The sequence below is a fragment of the Sphingobium tyrosinilyticum genome (genome assembly GCF_042654265.1).
GTDB classification, from domain to species: Bacteria; Pseudomonadota; Alphaproteobacteria; order Sphingomonadales; family Sphingomonadaceae; genus Sphingobium; species Sphingobium tyrosinilyticum.
Window position 1 is genome coordinate 297,035 of the sequence record NZ_JBHSFZ010000064.1, and the last position, 21,664, is coordinate 318,698.

30 protein-coding genes are annotated in these 21,664 nt (G+C 63.6%); 17 read left to right on the plus strand and 13 right to left on the minus strand.

The features are described from left to right. Nucleotides 1–4: 4 nt before the first annotated feature. Nucleotides 5–670 carry a guanylate kinase gene (gene gmk / locus ACFO3E_RS18900; RefSeq protein WP_066528077.1) on the minus strand — a complete coding sequence of 222 codons (666 nt, stop codon included), beginning with the start codon at nt 668–670 and terminating at the stop codon, nt 5–7. A gap of 73 nt (nt 671–743) precedes the next feature. On the opposite strand from gmk, the gene ACFO3E_RS18905 reads away from it, so the two are divergent. Then, complete coding sequence (locus tag ACFO3E_RS18905; protein WP_380807188.1) at nt 744–1,298, plus strand: DUF2585 domain-containing protein; 555 nt, start codon at nt 744–746, stop codon at nt 1,296–1,298. Here ACFO3E_RS18905 and ACFO3E_RS18910 read toward each other — a convergent pair. The 3 genes from ACFO3E_RS18910 to ACFO3E_RS18920 all read right to left on the minus strand — a co-directional run bounded on the left by ACFO3E_RS18910 (nt 1,295) and on the right by ACFO3E_RS18920 (nt 3,608). After that, entirely contained in the window at nt 1,295–1,642 is a 348-nt protein-coding gene (locus tag ACFO3E_RS18910) for a hypothetical protein (RefSeq protein ID WP_066528073.1), read from the minus strand. The two genes, ACFO3E_RS18905 and ACFO3E_RS18910, sit on opposite strands and share 4 nt — an antisense overlap. Nucleotides 1,643–1,682: 40 nt before the next feature. Next, nucleotides 1,683–3,065: a class II fumarate hydratase gene (gene fumC, locus ACFO3E_RS18915; protein WP_066528072.1), complete on the minus strand. Its 1,383-nt coding sequence runs from the start codon at nt 3,063–3,065 to the stop codon at nt 1,683–1,685. A gap of 66 nt (nt 3,066–3,131) precedes the next feature. Continuing rightward, nucleotides 3,132–3,608, minus strand: a complete 477-nt coding sequence (locus ACFO3E_RS18920) for an SspB family protein (protein ID WP_066529401.1) — start codon at nt 3,606–3,608, stop codon at nt 3,132–3,134. A 97-nt stretch (nt 3,609–3,705) separates the two neighbouring features. Here ACFO3E_RS18920 and hisB point away from each other — a divergent pair, with 97 nt between their 5' ends. From hisB to ACFO3E_RS18950, 6 genes are all read left to right on the plus strand, one after another. Continuing rightward, complete coding sequence (gene hisB / locus ACFO3E_RS18925; RefSeq protein WP_066528070.1) at nt 3,706–4,293, plus strand: imidazoleglycerol-phosphate dehydratase HisB; 588 nt, start codon at nt 3,706–3,708, stop codon at nt 4,291–4,293. Continuing rightward, complete coding sequence (gene hisH, locus ACFO3E_RS18930; protein ID WP_066528067.1) at nt 4,290–4,907, plus strand: imidazole glycerol phosphate synthase subunit HisH; 618 nt, start codon at nt 4,290–4,292, stop codon at nt 4,905–4,907. Before hisB ends, hisH begins: the two co-directional genes overlap by 4 nt. Nucleotides 4,908–4,932: 25 nt before the next feature. Then, nucleotides 4,933–5,670, plus strand: coding sequence for a 1-(5-phosphoribosyl)-5-[(5-phosphoribosylamino)methylideneamino]imidazole-4-carboxamide isomerase (gene hisA, locus ACFO3E_RS18935; protein ID WP_066528064.1), 738 nt, complete (start codon nt 4,933–4,935; stop codon nt 5,668–5,670). A 103-nt stretch (nt 5,671–5,773) separates the two neighbouring features. Further along, complete coding sequence (gene hisF / locus ACFO3E_RS18940) at nt 5,774–6,538, plus strand: imidazole glycerol phosphate synthase subunit HisF (RefSeq protein ID WP_066528062.1); 765 nt, start codon at nt 5,774–5,776, stop codon at nt 6,536–6,538. 35 nt (nt 6,539–6,573) lie between these two features. Then, complete coding sequence (locus ACFO3E_RS18945; protein ID WP_066529399.1) at nt 6,574–6,894, plus strand: phosphoribosyl-ATP diphosphatase; 321 nt, start codon at nt 6,574–6,576, stop codon at nt 6,892–6,894. 67 nt (nt 6,895–6,961) lie between these two features. After that, a complete protein-coding gene (locus ACFO3E_RS18950) occupies nt 6,962–7,534 on the plus strand; it encodes a hypothetical protein (protein ID WP_066528060.1) in 573 nt (190 codons plus the stop codon). On the opposite strand, the gene ACFO3E_RS18955 is transcribed toward ACFO3E_RS18950, so the two are convergent. Further along, nucleotides 7,531–8,436, minus strand: a complete 906-nt coding sequence (locus ACFO3E_RS18955) for a histone deacetylase family protein (protein ID WP_066529395.1) — start codon at nt 8,434–8,436, stop codon at nt 7,531–7,533. The two genes, ACFO3E_RS18950 and ACFO3E_RS18955, sit on opposite strands and share 4 nt — an antisense overlap. 57 nt (nt 8,437–8,493) lie before the next feature. Here ACFO3E_RS18955 and ACFO3E_RS18960 point away from each other — a divergent pair, with 57 nt between their 5' ends. The 3 genes from ACFO3E_RS18960 to ACFO3E_RS18970 all read left to right on the plus strand — a co-directional run bounded on the left by ACFO3E_RS18960 (nt 8,494) and on the right by ACFO3E_RS18970 (nt 11,020). Beyond that, the gene (locus tag ACFO3E_RS18960) at nt 8,494–9,948 is read left to right on the plus strand and encodes a L,D-transpeptidase family protein (RefSeq protein WP_380806988.1); all 1,455 of its coding nucleotides are present in this window, start codon (nt 8,494–8,496) and stop codon (nt 9,946–9,948) included. Nucleotides 9,949–9,955: 7 nt separating this feature from the next. Beyond that, nucleotides 9,956–10,249: a hypothetical protein gene (locus ACFO3E_RS18965; RefSeq protein ID WP_066528056.1), complete on the plus strand. Its 294-nt coding sequence runs from the start codon at nt 9,956–9,958 to the stop codon at nt 10,247–10,249. Between the two features lie 90 nt (nt 10,250–10,339). Then, entirely contained in the window at nt 10,340–11,020 is a 681-nt protein-coding gene (locus tag ACFO3E_RS18970) for a murein L,D-transpeptidase catalytic domain family protein (RefSeq protein WP_066528054.1), read from the plus strand. A 37-nt stretch (nt 11,021–11,057) separates the two neighbouring features. Here ACFO3E_RS18970 and ACFO3E_RS18975 read toward each other — a convergent pair whose 3' ends face one another. From ACFO3E_RS18975 to ACFO3E_RS19000, 6 genes are all read right to left on the minus strand, one after another. Beyond that, nucleotides 11,058–11,753 carry an ATP12 family chaperone protein gene (locus ACFO3E_RS18975; RefSeq protein ID WP_066528047.1) on the minus strand — a complete coding sequence of 232 codons (696 nt, stop codon included), beginning with the start codon at nt 11,751–11,753 and terminating at the stop codon, nt 11,058–11,060. After that, nucleotides 11,750–12,004, minus strand: coding sequence for a hypothetical protein (locus tag ACFO3E_RS18980; protein ID WP_066528043.1), 255 nt, complete (start codon nt 12,002–12,004; stop codon nt 11,750–11,752). Before ACFO3E_RS18980 ends, ACFO3E_RS18975 begins: the two co-directional genes overlap by 4 nt. Then, nucleotides 12,001–12,660, minus strand: a complete 660-nt coding sequence (locus tag ACFO3E_RS18985) for an HAD-IA family hydrolase (protein WP_066528041.1) — start codon at nt 12,658–12,660, stop codon at nt 12,001–12,003. Before ACFO3E_RS18985 ends, ACFO3E_RS18980 begins: the two co-directional genes overlap by 4 nt. Continuing rightward, a complete protein-coding gene (locus ACFO3E_RS18990) occupies nt 12,657–13,985 on the minus strand; it encodes an RluA family pseudouridine synthase (protein WP_066528040.1) in 1,329 nt (442 codons plus the stop codon). The genes ACFO3E_RS18985 and ACFO3E_RS18990 overlap by 4 nt, the downstream gene beginning before the upstream one ends. After that, on the minus strand, nt 13,982–14,365 hold the full coding sequence (crcB, locus tag ACFO3E_RS18995) for a fluoride efflux transporter CrcB (protein ID WP_066528037.1): 384 nt from the start codon (nt 14,363–14,365) through the stop codon (nt 13,982–13,984). Before crcB ends, ACFO3E_RS18990 begins: the two co-directional genes overlap by 4 nt. A gap of 61 nt (nt 14,366–14,426) precedes the next feature. Beyond that, nucleotides 14,427–15,155 carry a hypothetical protein gene (locus tag ACFO3E_RS19000; protein WP_066528034.1) on the minus strand — a complete coding sequence of 243 codons (729 nt, stop codon included), beginning with the start codon at nt 15,153–15,155 and terminating at the stop codon, nt 14,427–14,429. Between the two features lie 155 nt (nt 15,156–15,310). On the opposite strand from ACFO3E_RS19000, the gene ACFO3E_RS19005 reads away from it, so the two are divergent. Together ACFO3E_RS19005 and rarD are read left to right on the plus strand one after the other, a co-directional pair. Continuing rightward, nucleotides 15,311–15,532: a hypothetical protein gene (locus ACFO3E_RS19005; RefSeq protein ID WP_066529389.1), complete on the plus strand. Its 222-nt coding sequence runs from the start codon at nt 15,311–15,313 to the stop codon at nt 15,530–15,532. A 17-nt stretch (nt 15,533–15,549) separates the two neighbouring features. Beyond that, the gene (rarD, locus tag ACFO3E_RS19010; protein WP_380807190.1) at nt 15,550–16,431 is read left to right on the plus strand and encodes an EamA family transporter RarD; all 882 of its coding nucleotides are present in this window, start codon (nt 15,550–15,552) and stop codon (nt 16,429–16,431) included. Nucleotides 16,432–16,519: 88 nt separating this feature from the next. Here rarD and ACFO3E_RS19015 read toward each other — a convergent pair whose 3' ends face one another. Further along, nucleotides 16,520–17,851 carry a dihydroorotase gene (locus ACFO3E_RS19015; RefSeq protein WP_380806994.1) on the minus strand — a complete coding sequence of 444 codons (1,332 nt, stop codon included), beginning with the start codon at nt 17,849–17,851 and terminating at the stop codon, nt 16,520–16,522. 135 nt (nt 17,852–17,986) lie between these two features. Between ACFO3E_RS19015 and ygfZ the strand changes: the two genes are divergently transcribed. Both ygfZ and ACFO3E_RS19025 read left to right on the plus strand, forming a co-directional pair. Further along, a complete protein-coding gene (gene ygfZ / locus ACFO3E_RS19020; protein WP_066528031.1) occupies nt 17,987–18,724 on the plus strand; it encodes a CAF17-like 4Fe-4S cluster assembly/insertion protein YgfZ in 738 nt (245 codons plus the stop codon). A 95-nt stretch (nt 18,725–18,819) separates the two neighbouring features. Then, nucleotides 18,820–19,578: a glutaminyl-peptide cyclotransferase gene (locus tag ACFO3E_RS19025; protein WP_066529388.1), complete on the plus strand. Its 759-nt coding sequence runs from the start codon at nt 18,820–18,822 to the stop codon at nt 19,576–19,578. A 5-nt stretch (nt 19,579–19,583) separates the two neighbouring features. On the opposite strand, the gene ACFO3E_RS19030 is transcribed toward ACFO3E_RS19025, so the two are convergent. Then, entirely contained in the window at nt 19,584–19,889 is a 306-nt protein-coding gene (locus ACFO3E_RS19030; protein ID WP_066528028.1) for a plasmid stabilization protein, read from the minus strand. A gap of 123 nt (nt 19,890–20,012) precedes the next feature. Here ACFO3E_RS19030 and ACFO3E_RS19035 point away from each other — a divergent pair, with 123 nt between their 5' ends. From ACFO3E_RS19035 to ACFO3E_RS19045, 3 genes are all read left to right on the plus strand, one after another. Then, nucleotides 20,013–20,345, plus strand: a complete 333-nt coding sequence (locus tag ACFO3E_RS19035) for a hypothetical protein (protein WP_066528027.1) — start codon at nt 20,013–20,015, stop codon at nt 20,343–20,345. Beyond that, nucleotides 20,342–20,587 carry a hypothetical protein gene (locus tag ACFO3E_RS19040; protein WP_066528026.1) on the plus strand — a complete coding sequence of 82 codons (246 nt, stop codon included), beginning with the start codon at nt 20,342–20,344 and terminating at the stop codon, nt 20,585–20,587. Before ACFO3E_RS19035 ends, ACFO3E_RS19040 begins: the two co-directional genes overlap by 4 nt. Nucleotides 20,588–20,689: 102 nt before the next feature. After that, complete coding sequence (locus tag ACFO3E_RS19045) at nt 20,690–21,619, plus strand: DUF808 domain-containing protein (protein WP_066528022.1); 930 nt, start codon at nt 20,690–20,692, stop codon at nt 21,617–21,619. Nucleotides 21,620–21,664: the final 45 nt, after the last annotated feature.

Sequence of the window (21,664 nt, forward strand, 5' to 3'; positions counted from 1 at the left end):
GGCCTCAATCTTCCTGATGATAGCGGCTTAGCCTGCGGATGAAGCCGATAAGGCCGGTCTGACGGCTGCGCTTCATGCGTTCGGCGTGCAGGATCGTCTGCACGCGCTGGAAACAATCCTCCGCATCGACATTGCACAGCACATAGTCATAGCCGTCCCAGTGCGCGATTTCATTGGCGGCCCGCGACATGCGGCCTTCGATCACTTCCTCGCTGTCCGTGGCGCGGCCGCGCAGGCGTCGTTCCAATTCCTCCATTGAGGGCGGCAGGATGAACACCCGCACAACGTCGCCACCGGCGATCTGATGCAGTTGCTGCGCGCCCTGCCAATCGATGTCGAACAGTACGTCGCGGCCGCTCTTCAGCATCGCTTCGACGGGCGCACGGGGGGTGCCATAGCGTTGGCCGAACACATGCGCCCATTCGAGGAATTCATGATCCGCCGTCATCCGGCGAAACTCTTCCAGATCGACGAAATGATAATCCTTGCCCTCAACCTCGCCCGGCCGCATCGGCCGCGTCGTCGCGGACACGGACATGGCAAGGTCCGGCTCTGCGGCCAGAAGCTTTCGCGCAATGGTGGATTTGCCCGCGCCAGATGGCGAGGAAAGAACGAAGAGCACGCCACGCCGCTTGAAATCGGGCGCCTCGATAGGGATGCTGTCGGCCATGGCCGCTAGTGACGCCGTGGAAAGCATTTGGCAAGAGGCCGCGCAGGGGGACGATCTTTTGAGACGCAAGGCTATCCGCAACCGGCGGGGTTTTCTAACGGCTGGGGTCATCGCCCTGCTAACCTGCGCGCTGCTGTTCCTGATGGCGCGGCCGCCCATCTGCACCTGCGGCTATGTCGAAATGTGGCATGGTGCGCTCGACAGCGGCAACAGCCAGCATATCGCGGACTGGTACAGCCTGAGCCATGTGATCCACGGCTTCCTCTTCTACGCGGCAGCGCGGGCGGTGATGCGGCGGCAACCGATCGGCCCGCGCCTGGCCCTCGCCGTTCTCGTCGAATGCGTGTGGGAGATATTGGAAAATTCGCCAATCATTATCGATCGCTATCGCGCGGCGACCATTGCACTGGGCTATAGCGGCGACAGCATCCTGAATTCGATGAGCGACATTGGCATGATGACGCTGGGCTTCCTGTTTGCCGCCCGTGCGCCGGTATGGGTGACGGTCTGCGCGGGGATCGCGCTGGAACTGATCGCGCTCGCCGTGATCCGCGACAACCTGACGCTTAATGTGCTGATGCTCGCCTGGCCGATTGATGCGGTGAAGCTTTGGCAGTCGGCGCTTTAGGGCTTGGACGCGCGGGTCTTTCGCGCCTGTCCGATCGGCACCGGCTCGCCGCTGAGGTCAGGCAGCGCCTTGGTGCCCCGCTTGCTGTCCAGATCCCGCTTGGTTTCATACGCCTTGCCCGCGAGATAGGCTCCCGTCACGAACAGTGCGCCCAGCGGGTGTCGCATGATCAGACGCTTTGCGCCGATACCGGCGACCAGGCCGACGACGCCCTTCTTGCCCGTCGCCGCCGCCACGCGTGCCGCGACCACCGCCGCGCCCAGACGCGCCGTCTTTCGCAGCAGGCCAGCCTTGCGCGGCGGGCGGATGGTGACAAGCGGCTGTTTGGAAGCGATCTTCTTCATACTGCCCTCAATGTATTGCAGAAGCGGCGGTTCCGCCAGTTCACACCATATTTTCCGGCCTGACCAGCCGGTCGAAGCTGTCCTCGTCGATGAGCCCGAGCGCAAGTCCCGCCTGCTTGAGCGTCAGCCCTTCCCCATGAGCATGTTTCGCGATCTTGGCCGCATTGTCATAACCGATCTCAGGCGCGAGCGCCGTCACCAGCATGAGGGAACGATCGACCAGCTCGGCAATCCGCTTCTCATTGGCTTCCAGCCCATCGACGCAGCGTTCAGCAAAGCTTTCCATGCCGACGCTCAACAGATGGATGGAGCGCAAAACTGCCGCGCCGATCAGCGGCTTGAACACGTTGAGTTCCAGATGCCCCTGAAGCCCCCCGACCGTCACCGCCTGGTGATTGCCGATGACCTGCGCCGCGACCATGGTCAGCATTTCACATTGGGTCGGATTGACCTTGCCCGGCATGATCGAACTGCCCGGTTCGTTGGCGGGCAGATCCAGTTCGCCAAGCCCCGAGCGCGGGCCGCTGCCAAGCAGGCGAATGTCATTGGCGATCTTCGTCAGAGCCACAGCCAGCGTGGAAAGCGTCGAAGAAAGGTGGACCAAGGGATCGTTCGATGCCAGCGCCTCAAACTTATTGTCGGCGGTGCGGAACGACAGGCCGGTGATCGCGGCGATTTCCCGCGCCATAGCGATGCCGAAACCTTCGGGCGCGTTGAGGCCGGTGCCAACCGCCGTGCCCCCCTGCGCGAGCGCCATCATGCCGTGCATCACAGCCGGCTCGATCCGCTTGCGGCAGCGGTAGAGTTGGTGCGCGTAGCCGGAAAATTCCTGGCCCAGCGTCAGCGGGGTCGCGTCCTGTAGATGGGTGCGACCGATCTTGACGATATCGCCCCATGCCTGCGCCTTGGCATCCAGCGCCTTATGAAGACGGTCGAGCGCCGGGAAAAGCTGATCCGTTGCGGCGCGGGCGGCGGCGATATGGAGTGCGGTGGGGAAGCTGTCGTTGGAAGACTGGCCCATGTTCACATGGTCGTTGGGATGCACGGGCGACTTTCCGCCGCGCTTGCCCGTCAGTGCTTCGTTGGCGAGGCCCGCGATCACCTCATTGACGTTCATGTTCGACTGCGTGCCGCTGCCGGTCTGCCAGATGACGAGCGGAAATTGATCGTCATGACCGCCCGCCACTACTTGCGCCGCCGCCGCTTCTATTGCTTCGGCCAATTCGGCCGCGAGACCTTCGGTGCGATTGACCCGCGCGGCGGCCTGTTTGACGATGGCGAGGGCGTGGACGATGCCGATCGGCATGCGCTCCGTCATGCCAAAGGGGAAATTTTCGATGCTGCGCTGGGTCTGTGCGCCCCAATAGGCGCTGGCGGGCACCTCTACGGCGCCGATGCTGTCGGTTTCGGTGCGGCTATCCATGCAACGGCTCCCAGCGCGGTGAGGTTGGAAGCCAATTTGGGAGGTGATCCGGCTATTCGCCAGCCTTTATTTCTTCTTGCCGAAATCCACGGTGACGACGTTCGAGCCGTCCTCGCTTTTGACCTGCGGCGCGTCATTTTCCGCTTCTTCGTGCGGTTCGGGCGATCCGTCGGACTGCACCTGAAACTGAAGCGCGAAATTCACCGCGGGATCGACGAAGGCCGTGATCGCGGCGAAGGGGATGACGAGGTGCGCCGCTACCTGATTGAAGGTCAGGCTGACCTCGAACCCGTCGCCGCCAACCTTCAGGTCCCAGAATTTATTCTGGAGCACGATGGTCATTTCGTCCGGGAATCGTTCCACCAACTGCTTGGGGATCGCGACTCCCGGCGCCTGAGTCTTGAAGGTGATATAGAAATGATGCGTGCCCGGAAGACCGCCGGAACGCTCAACTTCGCCCAGCACGCGGCCGACCACGGCGCGCAGGGCCTCCTGCACGATTTCGTCGTAGGGAATCAGGCTGTCGGGCAAGTCGTCGCTCATGCCCAATGTCCTAACGGCGCCGCGCGGCGGGTCAAGTGCGCCCCACACATGCAACGCCACATTGCATGCCGCACCCACTTCGGTATAGGGCGCAGCCATGCGCACGGCCGAAATTCACCGCAACACTGCGGAAACGCAGATCGACGTGACCGTCAACCTGGACGGCACTGGCGTCTATACCGTTTCTACCGGCATAGGCTTTCTCGATCACATGATCGAGCAGCTTTCGCGTCACTCGCTGATCGACATGGATGTGAAGACGGTCGGCGACCTGCACGTGGATCAACATCATACGACCGAGGACACGGCGATCGCGATCGGCGAGGCGGTGGCCAAGGCGCTGGGCGACAAGCGCGGCATCACCCGGTACGGCAGCGTCTATTCGCCGATGGATGAGACGCTGAGCCGGGTGTCGCTCGACATTTCGGGACGGCCCTGGCTGGTGTTCAAGGCGGACTTCACGGTCCAGCGCCTCGGCGAGTGGGATACCGAGATGATCGAGCATTGGTTCCACAGCTTCGCGCAGGCTGCCGGGATCACGCTGCATGTCGAAAATCTCTACGGCAGCAACAATCACCATATTGTCGAAAGCTGCTTCAAGGGCCTTGCCCGCGCGCTGCGCCAGGCGGTGGAGATCGATCCGCGCAAGGCGGACGCGATCCCATCCACCAAGGGGATGCTGTGACCGCTCTCACCCTCATCGATTACGGCGCAGGCAACCTCCATTCGGTCCACAATGCCCTGCGCAAGGCTGGGGCGAGCGATGCCGTCATTACCGCCGACCCTGCCGTGGTAGCGAGGGCGGACCGCATCGTGCTGCCTGGCGTGGGCGCTTTTCGCGCCTGCATGGATGCGCTTTCCGCCATTCCCGGCATGATCGATGCGATGAATGAAGCGGTGGGCCAGCGTGGCACACCTTTCCTTGGCGTCTGCGTGGGGATGCAGCTGCTCGCCGATGCGGGTGAGGAGTTCGGGCGGCATGCGGGACTTGGCTGGATCCCGGGCACCGTGCGGCTGATCGAGCCCACCGATCCGGCGATCAAGGTGCCGCATATGGGCTGGAACAAGGTAAGCCTGAACGGAACGCCCCCTTTGCTGGAGACAGGCGAGGCCTATTTCTTGCACAGCTATCATTTCGAAGCTGCCGATCCCGCCCATATCGCGGCGGTCACCGATCATGGCGGGCCGCTGGTCGCCGCGGTTGCGCGCGACACCATCATCGGCTGCCAGTTTCACCCGGAAAAGAGCCAGACCTATGGCCTTTCCTTCCTGTCCCGTTTTCTGGAGTGGCGTCCGTGAGCCCGCTCCCCGCTAGGTATATCTGATGTCCCTGATCGTCTTCCCCGCCATCGACCTGAAAGGCGGCCAAGTCGTCCGCTTGGCCGAAGGCGACATGAATCGCGCCACCGTTTATGGCGACGATCCCGCCGCTCAGGCGCTGATCTTTGCCGAGGCAGGAGCCGAGCATCTCCATGTCGTTGATCTTGACGGCAGCTTTGCGGGCCACGCGGTCAATGCCGAGGCGGTCGAGCGGATCGTCGAGGCCTTCCCCGGCCATGTCCAGTTGGGCGGCGGCATCCGCAATCGTGAAGCGGTCGAGCGCTGGTTCGACCTGGGCGTGTCGCGGATCGTGATCGGCACTGCCGCGCTCAAGGACCCCGAGTTCGTGAAGGCCGCCGCGCGCGATTTCCCTGGCGGCATCGTCGTGGCGGTCGATGCGCGCGACGGCTTCGTCGCGACGAACGGCTGGGCCGAAAAGTCCGACATGCCGGTTGCCGATCTTGCCCGCCGTTTCGAAGATGCGGGCGTCGCAAGCCTGCTCTTCACTGACGTTGGCCGCGACGGGCTGCTCAAGGGCTGCAATATCGAAGCGACGGTGGACCTCGCCCGCTCGACCAACATTCCGGTGATCGCCAGCGGGGGGGTTGCGGGGATCGCCGATATCCGCATCCTCAGCCTCCACGCCGACGAAGGGATCGAAGGCGTCATCACTGGTCGCGCGCTGTATGATGGGCGGCTTGATCTGAAGGCAGCGCTGGCGGTGGCGAAGGCCGCAGCATGACAAAAGCTCTCCGCTATTCCGTCCGCTGCGAGCGAAGTCGAGAAGCTCTCGCTCAGCGGTCCCCGACTTCGCTCGAACCGAATGGACGTTGGAAGATCGAAGCATGACGGTTTGCACCCGCGTCATCCCTTGTCTGGACGTCGCCAATGGCCGCGTGGTGAAGGGCGTCAATTTCGTCGATCTGCGCGATGCGGGCGATCCGGTCGAACAGGCGCGCGTCTATGACGCGGCGGGCGCGGACGAGCTTTGCTTCCTCGATATCACCGCCAGCCATGAGCAGCGCGGCACCATATTGGATGTGGTGCGCCGGACCGCCGAGGTATGCTTCATGCCGGTGACCGTGGGCGGCGGCGTACGCAGCCCGGAGGACGCGCGGGCGCTGCTGCTTGCAGGGGCGGACAAGGTGGCGGTCAACAGCGCCGCTGTCGCGCGACCCGAAGTGGTGGCCGACATCGCGGACCGCTTCGGCAGTCAGTGCGTTGTCGGCTCCGTGGATGCACGCCGCGTGGGCGAAGATCGCTGGGAGATATTCACCCATGGCGGCCGCAAGCCGACCGGCATAGACGCTGTGGAACATGCGGTGAGGCTCGCGCGACTGGGTGCGGGAGAGTTGCTCGTCACCTCCATGGATGGGGACGGCACCAAGCAGGGCTATGACCTCGCCCTTACTCGCACCATCGCCGATGCAGTCTCGGTCCCGGTCATCGCCAGTGGGGGCGTAGGCACGCTCCAGCATCTGGTCGAAGGCGTGATCGAAGGCCATGCGAGTGCCGTGCTGGCGGCCTCCATCTTCCACTTCGGGCAGCATACCGTCGCCGAAGCGCATCAAGCGCTCGCCGCTGCAGGCGTGCCCGTCCGCAACTTTTGATTGACGCGCCCCGCGCCGGGCGCTTGATGAGGCCCATGCGATCGACCCTCTTCGACCTGGAAAAGACCATCTGCCAGCGGCGGACCGCTGACCCCGCCCAATCCTATGTGGCGAAGCTCACCGCGCGCGGACGTGGCAAGATCGCACAGAAGGTTGGCGAAGAAGCGGTGGAGACCGTCATTGCCGCCATGACGTCAGACAAAGATGGCGCAATCGGCGAAAGCGCCGATCTGCTCTTCCACCTGCTCATCCTGCTAGGCGACATGGGCATCCCGCTCGACGCTGTGCTGGACGAACTCGACCGCCGCGAAGGCGTGTCCGGCATCGCCGAGAAAGCATCGCGTCCGCCGGATTAGTTCCGCCACCGGAAAGCCCGCCCGCGTTTCCTGTTCGCACCCAGCGCAAACAGGGACAGGAGGGCGTATGATAAGGACGGTCGGCGGCGGGCTTTTGGGCGGCTTTGCGCTGTTTGTGGTCCGCTTTATTTTCTGGGGAACGCCGCTCAGCGCCCTTGCATTCCACCGCGCGGGCGAGGCGCCAAGCGCCAATTTACAGGCCGCAATGGCGCAAGCGCTGACACAGACGGGCACCGGCGTCTATGTGGTGCCCGATCCTGCCAGCGCGCAGGGTACAATCCTCTATGGCAAGGGTCCGGTTGCGACGATCTTCTACAATGTCAGTGGATTTCCCGTCACCGATAGCGCTGCGCTTATCGGCGGTCTGATCTTGGCGCTGGTGGTCGGCATGGTGATCGCCTTCGCCCTGCGGTTTACGGCCACGGATTTTGGTGACCGCTCGCGGATTGCGATCCTCTTCGCCTTGGCGGCAGTCTTGTGGCTGGACGTGGCCCAGGCGGTGCTCAGCCACGCGCCTTGGGGCTATATCCTTTACCTTGCCTTCAGCGATTTCATCGCGCTGGCCGCAGCGGGCGTGATCGCGGCGAAGCTCATGGAGAGCGGGGTGGTCGCGACCACCGACGCTGGGACGCTGCACTAATCGCGGCGCATTGCCTCCGCCGCCAGCCGGATCATGCAGGCGGCGTGGCGCCGCGCCACTGCCATCCGATCCTCGCCATAGCCGCCACCCATGGTACTGGCGAGCGGGATGCCGCGCCGCCGCGCTTCCCGCATCACGGCGCGATCCCGCGCCGCCAAGCCGGCATCGCTCAGCGCGAGACGGCCGAGCTTATCTTCCGCATGGGGATCAACGCCTGCCTGATAGAGGACAAGGTCGGGCTCGAAGGCGTCGAGCGTATGGGGCAGCACCTCCATCAAGGCCGCCATATAATCCTGATCGCCAGCACCATCAGCCAATTCGACGTCCAGCGACGATCGCGCCTTGCGAGCCGGGAAATTCTTTTCCGCATGGATCGACAAGGTGAACACATCCTCCCGGCCAGCCATCAACCGGGCGGTGCCGTCGCCCTGATGGACGTCCAAGTCCAGGATCAGGATGCGGCGCGCGTCTCCTTCCGCGATCAATCGATTCGCCGCGATGGCCAAGTCATTGAACACACAATAGCCTGCCCCGCTGTCATATAGCGCATGGTGACTGCCGCCCGCTGCGTTGGCCGCATAGCCATGGGCCATCGCCAGTTTCGCCGCTGTCCAGGTGCCTCCGGGCGACAGCATCGACCGCCGCATGATCCGGTCGGTTACGGGAAAGCCGATCCGCCGCTCCTTTTCAACCGGGACGCTCAGCGCCGCGACCTCCTCCACATAGGCGGGATCGTGTACCGCCTCGATCCAGTGGCGCGGGATCGTTACGGGTTCATGTACGGTAAAGGGGGCTCCGCTTACCTTAAGCGCTTCCATAACAAGCCCATATTTATCGAAGCGAAAGCGGCTCCCCGCTGTGGCGGGAGAGACATAGGCAGGATGGTGAACGACATGGAGCATCATCTTTTTCCGCTATGGAAGTTTGAACGATGGGGGCTTTGCGCTATCTGGTCCAGCATGAACCGTCCCGATTTGATCCGTTTCTGCGTCGCTCCCCTGCTCGGCCTTGCCGCCGCGCCAGCTTTCGCACAGCCACCCGCCGTCGCGCCGACCTTGCCCGCGCCCGCGCCGCCGGTGATCGCGCCCCCGGCCTTGGTTACGCCGCCGCCGGTGCCGATCCCAACGCCATCGGCTGCACAGCAGGTCTGGCTCAACAATTGGCTGAAGGGCGGCGCGGAACAGGGGCTGATGGCGCGCAGCAAGGCGACGAGCTCACTTGCCAGCGACGCGCTGATCTCCGCCGTGCTGGACAGGGCCAAGGCGCTCAGCACCGGGCGGGTCGATACCGCCGACTTCCTCAACATCTGGGCGCTGCGACCCGCTGCCTTCGATCCCCGCCCCGGCCTTGCCCGCGCGATCGCCGAAGATCGCCTGCCGCAATGGGCCGCTGGTCTGACGCCGCCCTATTCGGGCTATGACGGTCTGCGCCGTGGCCTCTCCAATTATGAGCGGATACGCGATGCTGGCGGCTGGCCCGTGCTGACGGCGAAGTCGGCGCCCGACGCGGTCCGCAAGCGGCTCGCCATCGAGGATAAGACCGTCCAGCCCGGCGAGAAGCTGGTGGATGCCCTGCAGCGGGCGCAGCGCCGCTACGGGCTCAATCCTACCGGCCTGCTCGACGCGCGGACGCTGAAGGAGCTGAATGTTCCGGTTGAGGATCGCATCGGCGCGATCATGGCGAATATGGAGCGGTGGCGCTGGATGCCGCGTCAGTTGCCGGTCAATCGCGTGCAGGTGAACATCGCCGCCGCCGTCCTCACCGTGTTCGAAGGCGACCAGCCGGTTACGTCGATGCGGGCGGTAACGGGGGCCCCCGACAATGCGACGCCGATGCTGACATCCAGCATCCATTCGATCGTCGTCAATCCGCCGTGGAACGTCCCCTCCTCCATCGCGAAGAAGGAACTGTGGCCCAAGGGCCGGACCGCCCTGCTGCGGCAGGGATACAAGATCGTCGGCACCCCGGAAACCGGCGAGCGGATCGTGCAACCCGCCGGGCCAAGCAGCGCGCTCGGGCGGTTGAAGTTCGACTTCAACAATCCCTTCGCCGTCTATCTGCACGACACGCCTGCCCGCGCGAAATTTTCGAGCTACGACCGGCTCGCCAGCCATGGCTGCATCCGTCTCGAAAAGCCGGTGCCGTTGGCCGAACTGATGCTGCAGGACGACCCGAAGCTGTCGGGCCAAGTGCAGTCGCTGATCGATACCGGCAAGACGCAGCGTGTGCAGTTGCCCAAGGAAGTGGCAGTCTATCTGCTTTACTGGACCGCTTTTTCCAGCAGCAACGGCACGATGAATTTCCGTTCCGACCCCTATGGCTGGGACAAGCTGCTCGCCCAGAAGATCGAGGCGTCGAGCCGCCGACTGGACCCCATGGCTGCCCCTGCGGCCACCATCGCTTCGAAGGATTAAGACCCAAATGCGCAAGATTGCCCTCGCCATTCTGGCTGGCTCGCTCGCCCTTTCCGCCTGCGGAAAAAAGGAAGAGGAAGCGCCCACGACCAACAATCTGGTCGAGCCGCCGGTAGAAAATGTGATTATCGAGGAACCCGAAGCGCCGCTGCCGCCGCCCTCGAACAATGCCGCCGCCGCGGAACCCGCGCCGCCGCCGAGCATTTCGGAACAGCAGCAGATTCAAGACGATGCGGAGGCGACCGGCATGACGGCGCGGCTCGACAATCAGCCGTCCGAAAGCAGCAACTCGACCAATTGAGCCAAAGGCTGGCCGCCTTCGGACGAATGGCGGCCGCCTCTCCCCGCCCCGGTCTTGGACTGCCCGGGCGTCTTTGCTATATTGGGCACCATGGATCGCCGCAGTTTTACGAAGCTCGCTTTGAGCGGGCTCGCCTTTTCATTTTTGGCCGATAGCGCTGGGCGGGCTGCCCTGACGGGTGTGCCGCAGCCCTCTGCGCCGCTACCGCCTCCTCCCACGCCCCATCCGGTAACGCCGCTGGCAAAGCAGCCCTATGCCAATCTGCTCGACCGGGCAAAGGCCGCAATGGATCAACATTCCCACATGTTCGCGCTACGGGACCGCGTTGCCTTGGCCGATTTTGACGCTCCCTCGCGGGAGTTGCGCTTTCACATCGTCGATCTGGTCGGTGGCCATTCCAGCTCCTATCTGGTCGCCCATGGCCGCGGCTCGGATCCGGCCCATTCGGGTTGGCTCCAGACCTTCTCGAACGAGCCCAATTCGCTCGCCAGTTCGGCAGGCGCCTACAAGACGGGCGAAATCTACGAAGGGCAGCATGGCCGAGCGATGCGCCTCACGGGGCTCGATCCTCAGAACAACAATGCGGAAATGCGGGCGATCGTGGTGCACGGCGCGGACTATGTGAGCGAGGATCATATCGCCACCTGGGGCAAGATCGGCCGTAGCGAAGGTTGTTTCGCGGTGGCGCGCCACATGCTCCCCCAGTTGCTGGGGCTGCTTGGGCCAGGGCGGATGGTCTATGCGAACAAGCTGAGGTCGGCTGAGGCTTAAGACCGAGCTTGCCCGTGGCGAGACGCCAAGCTCGCGGCTACTCGCTCACCAACGCGCAAAATCGCCGGGCCATCGCAAACTCGTCCCGCCGCTTGGCCGAGCGAGCGGCAGCTTCGGCATCCTCGCCCCATTGCTCGATTTCCCAGGCTTCATCGATTTCCGACGCCGTCCAGATCGTGTCGGCATCATGCCCGCCCTCAACGATCGCCAATCCGCACACCAGCGACCCTGATAAGGTGACCAGCGTGGATAGCCCTGCCAGCATGAACGGATCATAGGCCATCACAGCCGCCTCCAGCCTTTCGAGCGTCTCGGGCGGCTGATCGACCGGGATGACCCCATGAGTCACGCGGAAAGTGACGTCATAGCGGTGCCGCGCCCAATCGATCAGCGGGTCCCATGCCGCAGCCTCGCGCGCGATCAGTTCCGCAGGCCCATCGGCGCGGTAGCAGAGCAGGTCGCTTTCCCCATATCGGGCGATGCCAGCGGCAAAGCTTTCGCGATTAGGCGCAATCTGATCGATCGCTCCATTTGCAAGGCCGGTGAAGGGCATGGTTCGCGGATCGACGCTCTCGCCCTGCGCACGCCATTCGTCCGCCACTGCCGCTGCCAGCCGCAACGTCGGCAAGGCCAAGGACGCCCGCGCAGGGGTGCGCACCGGCCGCCCATCCAACTGGATCTCATGGCCTGCATCGCCGGAGATAACCGCCACATCCTTGTAGAAGCGCCTCATTGCGGCGGCCTCCGGAACAGCGCTAGCAGCAGGCGGGGCACGATCATGAACTGGAACAGGCCGACCATCACGAAGATTGCGCCCATCGCCTTGGCCTTGCCCCCCTGCACCCAGCTGAACCGCTGCATCAGGATGAGAAAGCCGAACATCACCAGCAGAGCGCCGGACAGGCGGAATAGGCCCAGCGCAAAATGACGCTGACGCGCGGCCTTTTCGGGATCGACGGGAGGCGGAGGAGGGAAGTCGGTCATTTTGCCCGGATATGGTTGCTGAGTTCGCTGCTGTCCATCGCTATGCCATGCGCGCCCGCGGCTATCAGGTCTGACGGCGCGTGATAGCCCCAGCTCACCCCCAGCGCGCGCGTACCTGCGGCGAGCGCCATGTCGATGTCGTAGCTCGTGTCACCGATCATCACCGTGGTTTCAGGCGCCGCGCCCGCTTCGGCCATGGCGGTCAGCAGCATGGACGGGTGCGGCTTCGACGGATGCCGGTCGGCGGTCTGGAGCGTCACGAAATGGGCTTGGATGCCATGATGGCCGAGGCAGAGGTTAAGGCCGCGATCGGACTTTCCGGTCGCCACGCCCAACAGCCAGCCGTCCGCATCGAGGCCGCGGATCAGTTCCGCAATGCCGGGATAAAGCGGTTCGGACACGGCATTGTCCTGCCGCAAGCGGTGAAAGGCGCGCTTGTAGCTTTCGGAGAGATGATCGTGGAAATCGGTCTGCGCGTCCGGCAGGAGCCGAGCAATCGCCAGCGGCAGCGAAAGTCCTACGACAGACAGGATGCTCGCCCGATCAGGCGGCGCGAGCTTTTCCGCCTCAAAGGCGCGAGTCATCGCCGTGCAGATGCTGTGCTGGCTATCCACCAATGTGCCATCGCAGTCGAACACTGCGAGCCGGTTGCTCATTTCTTGCGCGGCGCGCCCGCTCCCCGCGAACGCCGTTCACCCCGCCGGCCCTTGCGAACCTGCTTGGCATGCGCGCGCGCCGCCTTCTTCTCATCCTCCCGCGTAGGTGCGCGAGCGATTTCCTCGTCCAACGGCAGGTCGCCAGCGCTAATGTCGAAGCCCAGCGACGTCAGGCTGGCGGCGAAATGCTCCGGCAGTTCTGCGCGCACATCGACGCGGCCGCCATCGGGATGATCCACCCGGATGCGGCGAGCATGCAGATGCATCTTCCGGCTGATCGAGCCCGACAGGAAGGCTTCCTTGCCGCCATATTTGCCGTCACCGATGATCGGGTGACCGATCGCCGCCATATGCACGCGCAGCTGGTGGGTGCGGCCGGTATGCGGCTGCAGTTCCACCCAGGCGGCGCGGTTGCCCGCGCGCTCGATCACGCGATAGCGCGAGCGAGCAGGCAGCCCCTCCTCCTCATCGACATGCATCTTCTCGCCGCCGGTGCCGGGCTGTTTGGCGATCGGCAGTTCGATCATGCCATCGTCGATCGACGGCACGCCCATGACGATCGCCCAATAGACCTTGCGCGCGGTGCGGCTGGAGAAGGCTTTTGCGAAATAAGCCGCAGATCGCGACGTCCGGGCAATCAGCAGCGCGCCGGATGTGTCCTTGTCCAGCCGGTGAACCAGCTTTGGCCGCTGATCCAGTTCGAATTCCAGCGCATCGAGCAGGCCATCGACATGGTCGTCGGTTTTGGTCCCGCCCTGCGTGGCAAGGCCGGGCGGCTTGTTGATGACGATCGCCTGCGCATCCCGATGGATGACAAGGCTCTGCGCAAAGGCCTCCTGATCGTCGCTCAATTGCGGGCGGACGCGGCGGGGCTTGGCTGCTTCGGGAGCCTTGGGTTCGGCGGGCGGAACGCGGATCATCTGGCCTTCGGTCAGCCGGTCGCCGGGAGCTGCACGCGCGCCATCCACGCGCAACTGCCCCGTGCGCGCCCAGCGCGACACGCTGTTGAAGCCGATGTCGGGCAGATGCCGCTGGAACCAACGGTCGAGCCTGATGCCGTCATCATCCGGCCCCACCCGGAACTGCCGAACATCGAGCGAGACGCCCTTGGCCGGAGCGGCCTTCGCCGGAACCGCCTTTGCCGGAGCAGTTTTTGCCTGTGCGGGCTTAGCCGATGGCTTAGCGGTGGGCTTCGCCCCATCAGGCTTGCGCGCACGCGCCGCCTTGGCGGCCCCGCGTGCACGGCCCGGCGCGCCAGCACCGCTAGCCGGCTTACGGCCGCCACGTGGGGGACCCGACGGCTTGCCCGGAGGACGGCCCTTCATGCGACGCTCCGCACGACGCTAAGGCCGCCAACCAAGGCAGCGACTGCCGCCACGACGGAAAAGACCGCATAGCCCAGCGCCATGCCCATTTGGCCACGCTCGATCATCAGCACCGTCTCAAGGCTAAAGGAAGAAAAGGTCGTAAAGCCGCCCAGTACGCCGACACCGAGGAGCAGCCGCACCGCCTCACCCGAACCGGCATTGAACCGCGCGAGCCATCCGGCGAGCAGGCCCATTGCAAAGCCGCCCAGGACATTGGCGGCAAAGGTCCCCCACGGCCACAGCGCACCCGGCAGCATTTGGCCGGCGAAGCGGCCAAGCTGATAGCGGGCCAGCGCGCCGACTGCGCCACCGCTCATGACGAGGAGGATATTGTTCATGCCGCCCGCCCTAGAGGCAAAATGCGGCAAAGAAAATGGGCGCGCGCGCCTTTCTGCTTGGCTACTGCCCCTGATCGGCGATGATATCGACGTTTGTCCGTCCACCCGGCGCGTCGGTGAAGAGCAAGAGGAAGGCCGCCCCATCATCGTTGCGCGTGCCGCCCAGCACATGATCGCCGTCCATGATCTTGTGTTCAGCGTCAAAACCCGCTCGTCGCGCTTGAGTATAATAGAAATCCATCACGCTCTGGCGGGGCACGGGCGTCACGAAGGTGGCCGCCCGTAATGTGCAGCCATTCTTATCCGCGCCCGCCGCTTCCTTCAGCTGGCCGCCGGGAAAGACGGTGAACGGGTCGGGCATCCGGCTCGCCCACTGCATTCCATAAGCGAGCTGCTTGCGGCAGAAGACGTTGCCGCCGGGCTTATGCTGCTCCTGCGCGACGGACGTGAGCGCCGCCGTCGATTCCGCTGCGTCGCCCTGCCCAGGGGCGGGCGTCGCCAGCAGCTTCCCTCCCGCGATCTTCACCGATTCGGCGAGCGCCTTTGCCGCATCGCCCTTCAGCATGGGCAGAGTCGCGGCACGATCTGCCTTGCCACCGGAGCGCTTCGCCAGATTGGGATCGACCACGATCTTCCCCGCAAGCGCCTCATTCAGCGCCGGATCGACCGCGTTATTGGTGAGTTGCGCGTCGAGTGCGTTCAGGTCCGCCTCCTGATCGCGTTTTCCGCAACTCGCCAGCGGCAATGCCAGCAACACTGCAAGGGCACAGGCAGAACGGAAACGCAGCATGGCTTCACTCCTTCGTAAATAAGGGATGAAGAGCGGAGGTTAATTTTCCGTTAGGGATTTTGGTAAATCGCTAAAAATTTCGCGATGCCATTCGCTTTGCATTGGCATTGCGGACCATCTTGTGCCCGGGCAGCCTAAGGGCCATTTTGCCTATCATGCTTAACGTCCTTTCCGTTCTCATCGGCCTTTTCGCGCTGCTGTTTATGATCCCGGCATTTCTGCCGTTTCTTGGCATCGCCAATTGGCTGCTTGTGCCCGTCGCGCTGTTCGGCGCGTTGATCGGCATGCTGTCGACGCGAAACAGCGGCCGCAATTTCTGTCTGCTCGTCGCCGCCTTTGGGGCGCTGCGCCTCTTCCTGGGCGGAGGCATCTTCTGAATCAGCATCGACAGGACCTGCGCACGGGGCTGCTCGCCGCGCTGGGCGCTTATGGGCTGTGGGGTCTGCTGCCCATCTTCTTCAAGCTGCTGAATGCCGTCACCCCGGTCGAAGTGGTGACGCAACGCATCATCTGGTCCCTCACCTTGATCCTGGGCCTGCTGGCCGCACGCGGCAGCATCGGCATGCTGCTCGCCACCCTGCGTGACCGGCGTTTATTGCTGCCTCTGACCGGATCGGCATTCTTCATAGCGATTAACTGGCTGGTCTATGTCTGGGCGGTCAACGACGGCCATGTCATCGCCGCGAGCCTGGGCTATTTCTTGAACCCGCTAGTGAATGTGGCGCTGGGCGTCCTCGTACTGAAGGAAAGGCTGCGTCGGGGACAGGCCATCGCCATCGGCATCGCCGCGCTGGGCGTCGCCATCATGGCGGCTGCGGCGCTTACCACCTTGTGGATCAGCGTGGCCCTGGCAATCAGCTTCGCCTTCTATGGCCTCATCCGCAAGCTGACGCCCGTCGCTCCAATGGTCGGGCTGGGCGCTGAGACCCTGATCCTGGCTCCACTGGCGCTTGCCTATCTGTTCTGGCTGTCGGCCCATGGCGGCATTAGCCTTGGCAAGGATACCTATCTGACGACGCTGCTTTTGATCTCGGGGGCGCTCACGACCGTACCCCTCATCCTCTTCGCCATGGCGGCGCAGCGGCTGCCGATGGCGACGCTCGGGCTGACGCAATATGTCGCGCCGACGCTTCAATTTTTCTGCGGCGTATTTCTCTACGGCGAAAAGCTGACGCACGGTCAGATCCTAAGCTTCGCGCTCATCTGGCTCGGCCTCATCCTCTTTGCGACGGACAGCTTCGCGGCGGCGAGGCGCAGCAGGTTGGCAGCGGCTTAGACTAGCCTCCCCTCGTTTCGAGCGCAGTCGAGCCCCGGAAGGTTTGCCCCTCATTTCTCAACTCTGCTCGAAACGAACGGTTTGCAGGTCAGGCGAACTCCGTCGCCTCGAACCGCACAGCCTCGCCCACGGCCTCATTGGCGAGCGTGTCTTCCCACATCACGCGATGGCCGCGAACGATGGTGCCCACCGCCTTGCCGGTAAGGTCCATCCCTTCGAAGGGCGACCAGTTGCAGCGTGAGGCCAGCCATTCGCTGCCCACCGTCCACCGCTTCTTGATATCCACCACGGTGAAGTCAGCGTCATAGCCGAGAGCGATACGCCCCTTGCCCACTAGGCCGAACACCCGCTGCGGTCCGGAGGAGGTCAATTCGATGAACCGCCGCAGCGACAAGCGCCCCTCCGCCACATGGTTGAGCAGCAGGGGAACAAGCGTCTGCACGCCCGGCATCCCGCTAGGGGAAGCGGGATAAGCCTTGGCCTTTTCCTCGACAGTATGCGGCGCATGGTCGCTACCCAGCACATCCGGCACACCCTGGTTAAGCCAGCGCCAGAGGCCATCGCGATGCGCGCCCGAACGGATCGGCGGATTCATCTGCGCATAGGTGCCAAGGCGTGGATAGGCGTCCTCGGCCGCCAGCGTCAGATGCTGCGGCGTCACCTCGCAGGTCGCGATGTCCTTGTGCCCCGCTATATACTCTAGCTCCGCAGGCGTCGTCACATGCAGGATATGGATGCGGCGGCGCGCCTTGCGGGCAAGGCCGATGATCCGTTTCGTCGCGATCATCGCGCTTTCATCATCCCGCCAGACCGGATGAGAAGACGGATCGCCTTCCACCCGCAGGTCCTTGCGTGCATTCATCCGCGCTTCGTCCTCGGCATGGATGGCGACGCGGCGCGTGCCGCTCGCCAGCACGCGGGACAGGGCCGCATCATCATCGACCAAAAGGCTGCCAGTCGATGCGCCCATGAAGATCTTCACCCCCGCCGTGCCGGGAATCCGCTCCAGTTCTTTCAGTTGCTCGGCATTATCCGCCGTCGCCCCGACATAGAAAGCATGGTCGCACCACATGCGGTGATGCGCGCGGGTCAGCTTGTCGCGGACCCGTTCATCGCTGTCGGTATTGGGATTGGTGTTGGGCATCTCGAATACGGCGGTGATACCGCCCAGCACCGCCGCGCGGCTGCCCGATTCGAGGTCTTCCTTATGCTCCAGCCCCGGCTCGCGGAAATGGACTTGGCTGTCGATGCAGCCCGGCAGCACATCGAGCCCCGCACAGTCGATCACCTCGCCCGCATCGCCCAGCGCGCTGCCGATTGCCACGATCTTGCCGCCGCGAACCCCCACATCGGCCTTGTCTGCGCCGCCGGGCGTATGAACGGTGCCATTCTTCAGGATGAGGTCATAAGTCTGGGTCATCTAAATTCTCCGTTCGCTTCGAGCGAAGCCTGTCCTGAGCATCGCCGAAGGGTCGAGAAGCCGTGCGCAACATATCTCGACTTCGCTCGACACGAACGGGGTAGAAAAATCAAGGGCTGCGCCTAAGTTGCACGGATGACCCCCACCACACTCAGCGACCGAGCGCTCATCAGAATTTCAGGCGAAGAAGCAAGGCCGTTCCTCCAGGGCCTACTGACCCGCGATGTACTGACGCTGAAGGCAGACGAGCCCCGCTGGACAGGGCTGCTGACGCCGCAGGGCAAGGCGCTGTTCGACTTCATCCTATGGGCTGATGGCGACGATGTGCTGATAGACTGCGAAGCGGCGCAGGCCGATGCGCTCGCGAAGCGCCTCACCTTGTATCGCTTACGCCGCAAAGTAGTGGTCGGACGTGAAGACAGCCTCGCCGTTCATTGGTCACTCGATGCTGCGGACAAGCCGCTCGACCCGCGCTTGCCCGCGCTTGGGCATCGCTGGCTCGCCCCGGCCACAACCGGCGACGCGTCCCCCGCCTTCCGCGCGCATCGCCTGTCCCTCGCGGTGTTCGAGGGCGCGGCCGAGTTGGGTCAGGATCAGACGCTCTGGCTGGAAACCAATGCCGGGGAACTGCGCGGCGTCGATTTCGACAAAGGCTGCTATGTCGGCCAGGAAAACACCGCACGCATGCATTACCGCAGCAAGGTTAATCGCCGCCTCGTCGCAGTGCCGCTGGCCGAGGCCGATGAGAAGCGCCAGCGCCTTGCCTTGACCGACATGGGCCTATCGATCGAATTGCGCCGTGTGGAGGATATTGATCCTGCCATTCTGCCGGCATGGCTTGCCGCCGCCATCGCAGGGCAAGCCGCCGAATGATGTCCACCAACCGTTCGTTTCGAGCGAAGTCTAGAAACGGATACCCCCCGCCGGTCTTTTTCAACCTCTCTCGAAACCAACGGAGGTGGGCGGCTCTGCTTTTCCCTCTGCTCTGTCTGCTCACACTCCTGTCCGCACCCGCGCTAGCAGACACGCCTTGGAAGCTGGTCAAAACCTACCCCCACGATCCCGCGGCATTCACAGAGGGGCTCTTCTTCCACGATGGCGCCCTCTACGAAAGCACGGGCCTTGAGGGCCGCTCCGCAATCCGCAAGGTCTCGTTGAAAGACGGCAAGGTCATCGAGCGGCGCATCATCCCCCAGCCCTATTTCGGCGAAGGGATCGTCAACTGGAAAGACCGGCTGATCAGCGTCACCTGGCGTCATCGTCAGGGCTTCGTGTGGAAGCTTGCCGACTTTTCACCCGTCTCTCGCTTCCGCTATGAAGGCGAAGGATGGGGCCTGACGCAGGACGGCCGCAATCTCATCATGAGCGACGGCACCGCCCAGCTCCGTTTTCTAGACCCGGAAACACTCGCGGAAACGCGCCGCATAACGGTCAGCTTCAACGGACGCCTCGTCGATCGGCTAAACGAGCTGGAATATGTAAAAGGCGAGATTTGGGCCAATATCTGGTATGACAACCACATCGCGCGCATCGACCCGGCGACAGGCAAAGTCATCGATTGGATCGACATTGCGCCGCTCGCGAAGGCCAGCGGCGCGACCGATGACGAGGCTGTTCCAAACGGCATAGCGTATGACGCACAAGCGGACCGGCTCTTCATCACCGGCAAATATTGGCCCAAATTGTTCGAAATCAGGCTGCAGCCTATGGCGAAGAGTTCCCGCTAGGAAGACTAACCAGCGGCCCTCTTCCGCCGCGTCTCCCAACCCTTTTTGGCCGCAGCCGAACGATCGGCCGCAGACCGGCGGGCCGAAGCTGCGCCGCCTTTCCGTCCACCTTTGCGCGAAGACACATGGGTGTCGGCTTTACCCCGGCCGGACCCGGACTTGTTCCCGCCGCCGGATTCCTTGTTCACCGTAGCCCAGGCTCGCCGTTCTGCTTCATCGCGCGAAACGCCACGGTCCTCATAGCTCTCCTCGATATGCTCGGCCTTGCGCTTCTGCTTGTCGGTATAGCTGCTCTTGTCGCCGCGAGGCATGGTTGGTCTCCTTTCAGCACGCTTCACGCCTTTTCAACGAGCATCCGCCCGTACCGTTCAAGCCGCTTCGCTTGCGTCACGAAATAGGCGGAACGGAAGCTGATCGGCACGCGTTCCCCGGCCATGGAACAGCGCACCCTTATCGAACGGCTGGCCCGTCATCTTGCCGCCGGCGAACCCGATCAGTGGGAGGAACGGGTGGCCGACGCCGCCAGCATCCTCGCCATCATGAAAGACCCTGACGCAGCGATGCGCGAAGCGGGCGATGAGAGCCAGTGGCGGGCCATGATCAACGCGGCGCTGCGGGAACGCTGGGCCGTCGCGACGCATCCGGGTGGGGATGAGGCCGAACCCGGCACAGACGAAGAAGGCGAATTTTCGCTCCATCCTCACGGAGTGAGCGGCAACCGGGCCGACTGGATACATGTTCACGACTCGCAGGAGAAATCGTCATGAAGGGGTTGTTGAAGCTCGCTTTTCTGGGCGGCTTGAGTGCAGTTGCGTGGCGCGCCTGGCAAGAGCGGCAAGCTAGGCATGACCTGGACCATCGCGCGCCGGTCGGCTCATATGGCATCGTGCGCGATGCAGGACCGGAAGAGCAGCATATAGCCGCCGAAGATTGGGACATGGTCGATGAGCAGATGGACGAATCCTTCCCCGCCAGCGACCCGCCCGGCAACTATCGCGGCATCGCCTGATCCATCCTGATCCGCGCTGTTATTGCTCCCGCTTGGCCGCGCCCCTATGAGACCAAGCCGTAGAGGGCTGCGCATCGGCCCTGCAACAGGGGAAATATATCAATGCCTTCGGGTCTGATCGCGTTGCTCGACGATGTCGCGGGCATCGTAAAGCTCACTGCAACCTCTCTCGATGACGTCGCGGCGGCGGCGGGCAGGGCAGGAACGAAGGCGGCAGGCGTGGTCATCGATGATACGGCGGTGACGCCGCGCTATGTCATGGGCCTTACCCCCGACCGGGAACTGCCCATCATCTGGAAGATCGCGCGCGGATCGCTGCGTAACAAGCTCTTCTTCCTCCTTCCCGCCGCGCTGCTGTTGAGCGCCTTTGCGCCCTGGCTGCTGCCGCCGCTGCTGATGCTGGGCGGCGCCTTCCTATGCTTCGAAGCGGTCGAAAAGCTGCTTGAAGCAGTGCAAGGCGGCCATGACGTCGCCGAGGAAGCGATGACCACGCACAGTTCGAAGGAATTGGAAGACCAGAAGGTTTCGGGCGCGATCCGCACCGATTTCATTCTGTCCGGCGAAATCATGGCTATTGCACTCGGCACCGTCGCTACCGAACCTCTGTGGGAACAGGCACTGATCCTGGTGGTCGTCGCCGTCCTCATCACCGCAGGCGTCTATGGCGTTGTCGGCTTTATCGTGAAGATGGACGATATCGGCCTTCACCTCGCGGACCGCTCCGCTGCCGCCACCCGCGCAGTGGGCCGGGGCCTGGTGAAGGCAATGCCGGTATTGATGCAGATCCTATCCGTCGTCGGTACTGCGGCCATGCTATGGGTCGGCGGCGGGCTCATCGTCCATGGCCTGCATGAATTCCACTGGGACCTCATCCCAGGCGCAATTCATCATGTCGCCGAGGGCGCTGCTCACGCGTTGCCCGCCTTGAGCGCGGCTATCGATTGGGTCGTGAATGCAATTGGGGGCGCAATAGTTGGCCTGGTGATCGGCGGCATAATCGTCGCAGCGCTGCACCTGTTCAAGAAGCACTGAAGGATTATTCGAGCAACTCTTCGGACGTTCGTGTCGAGCGAACGG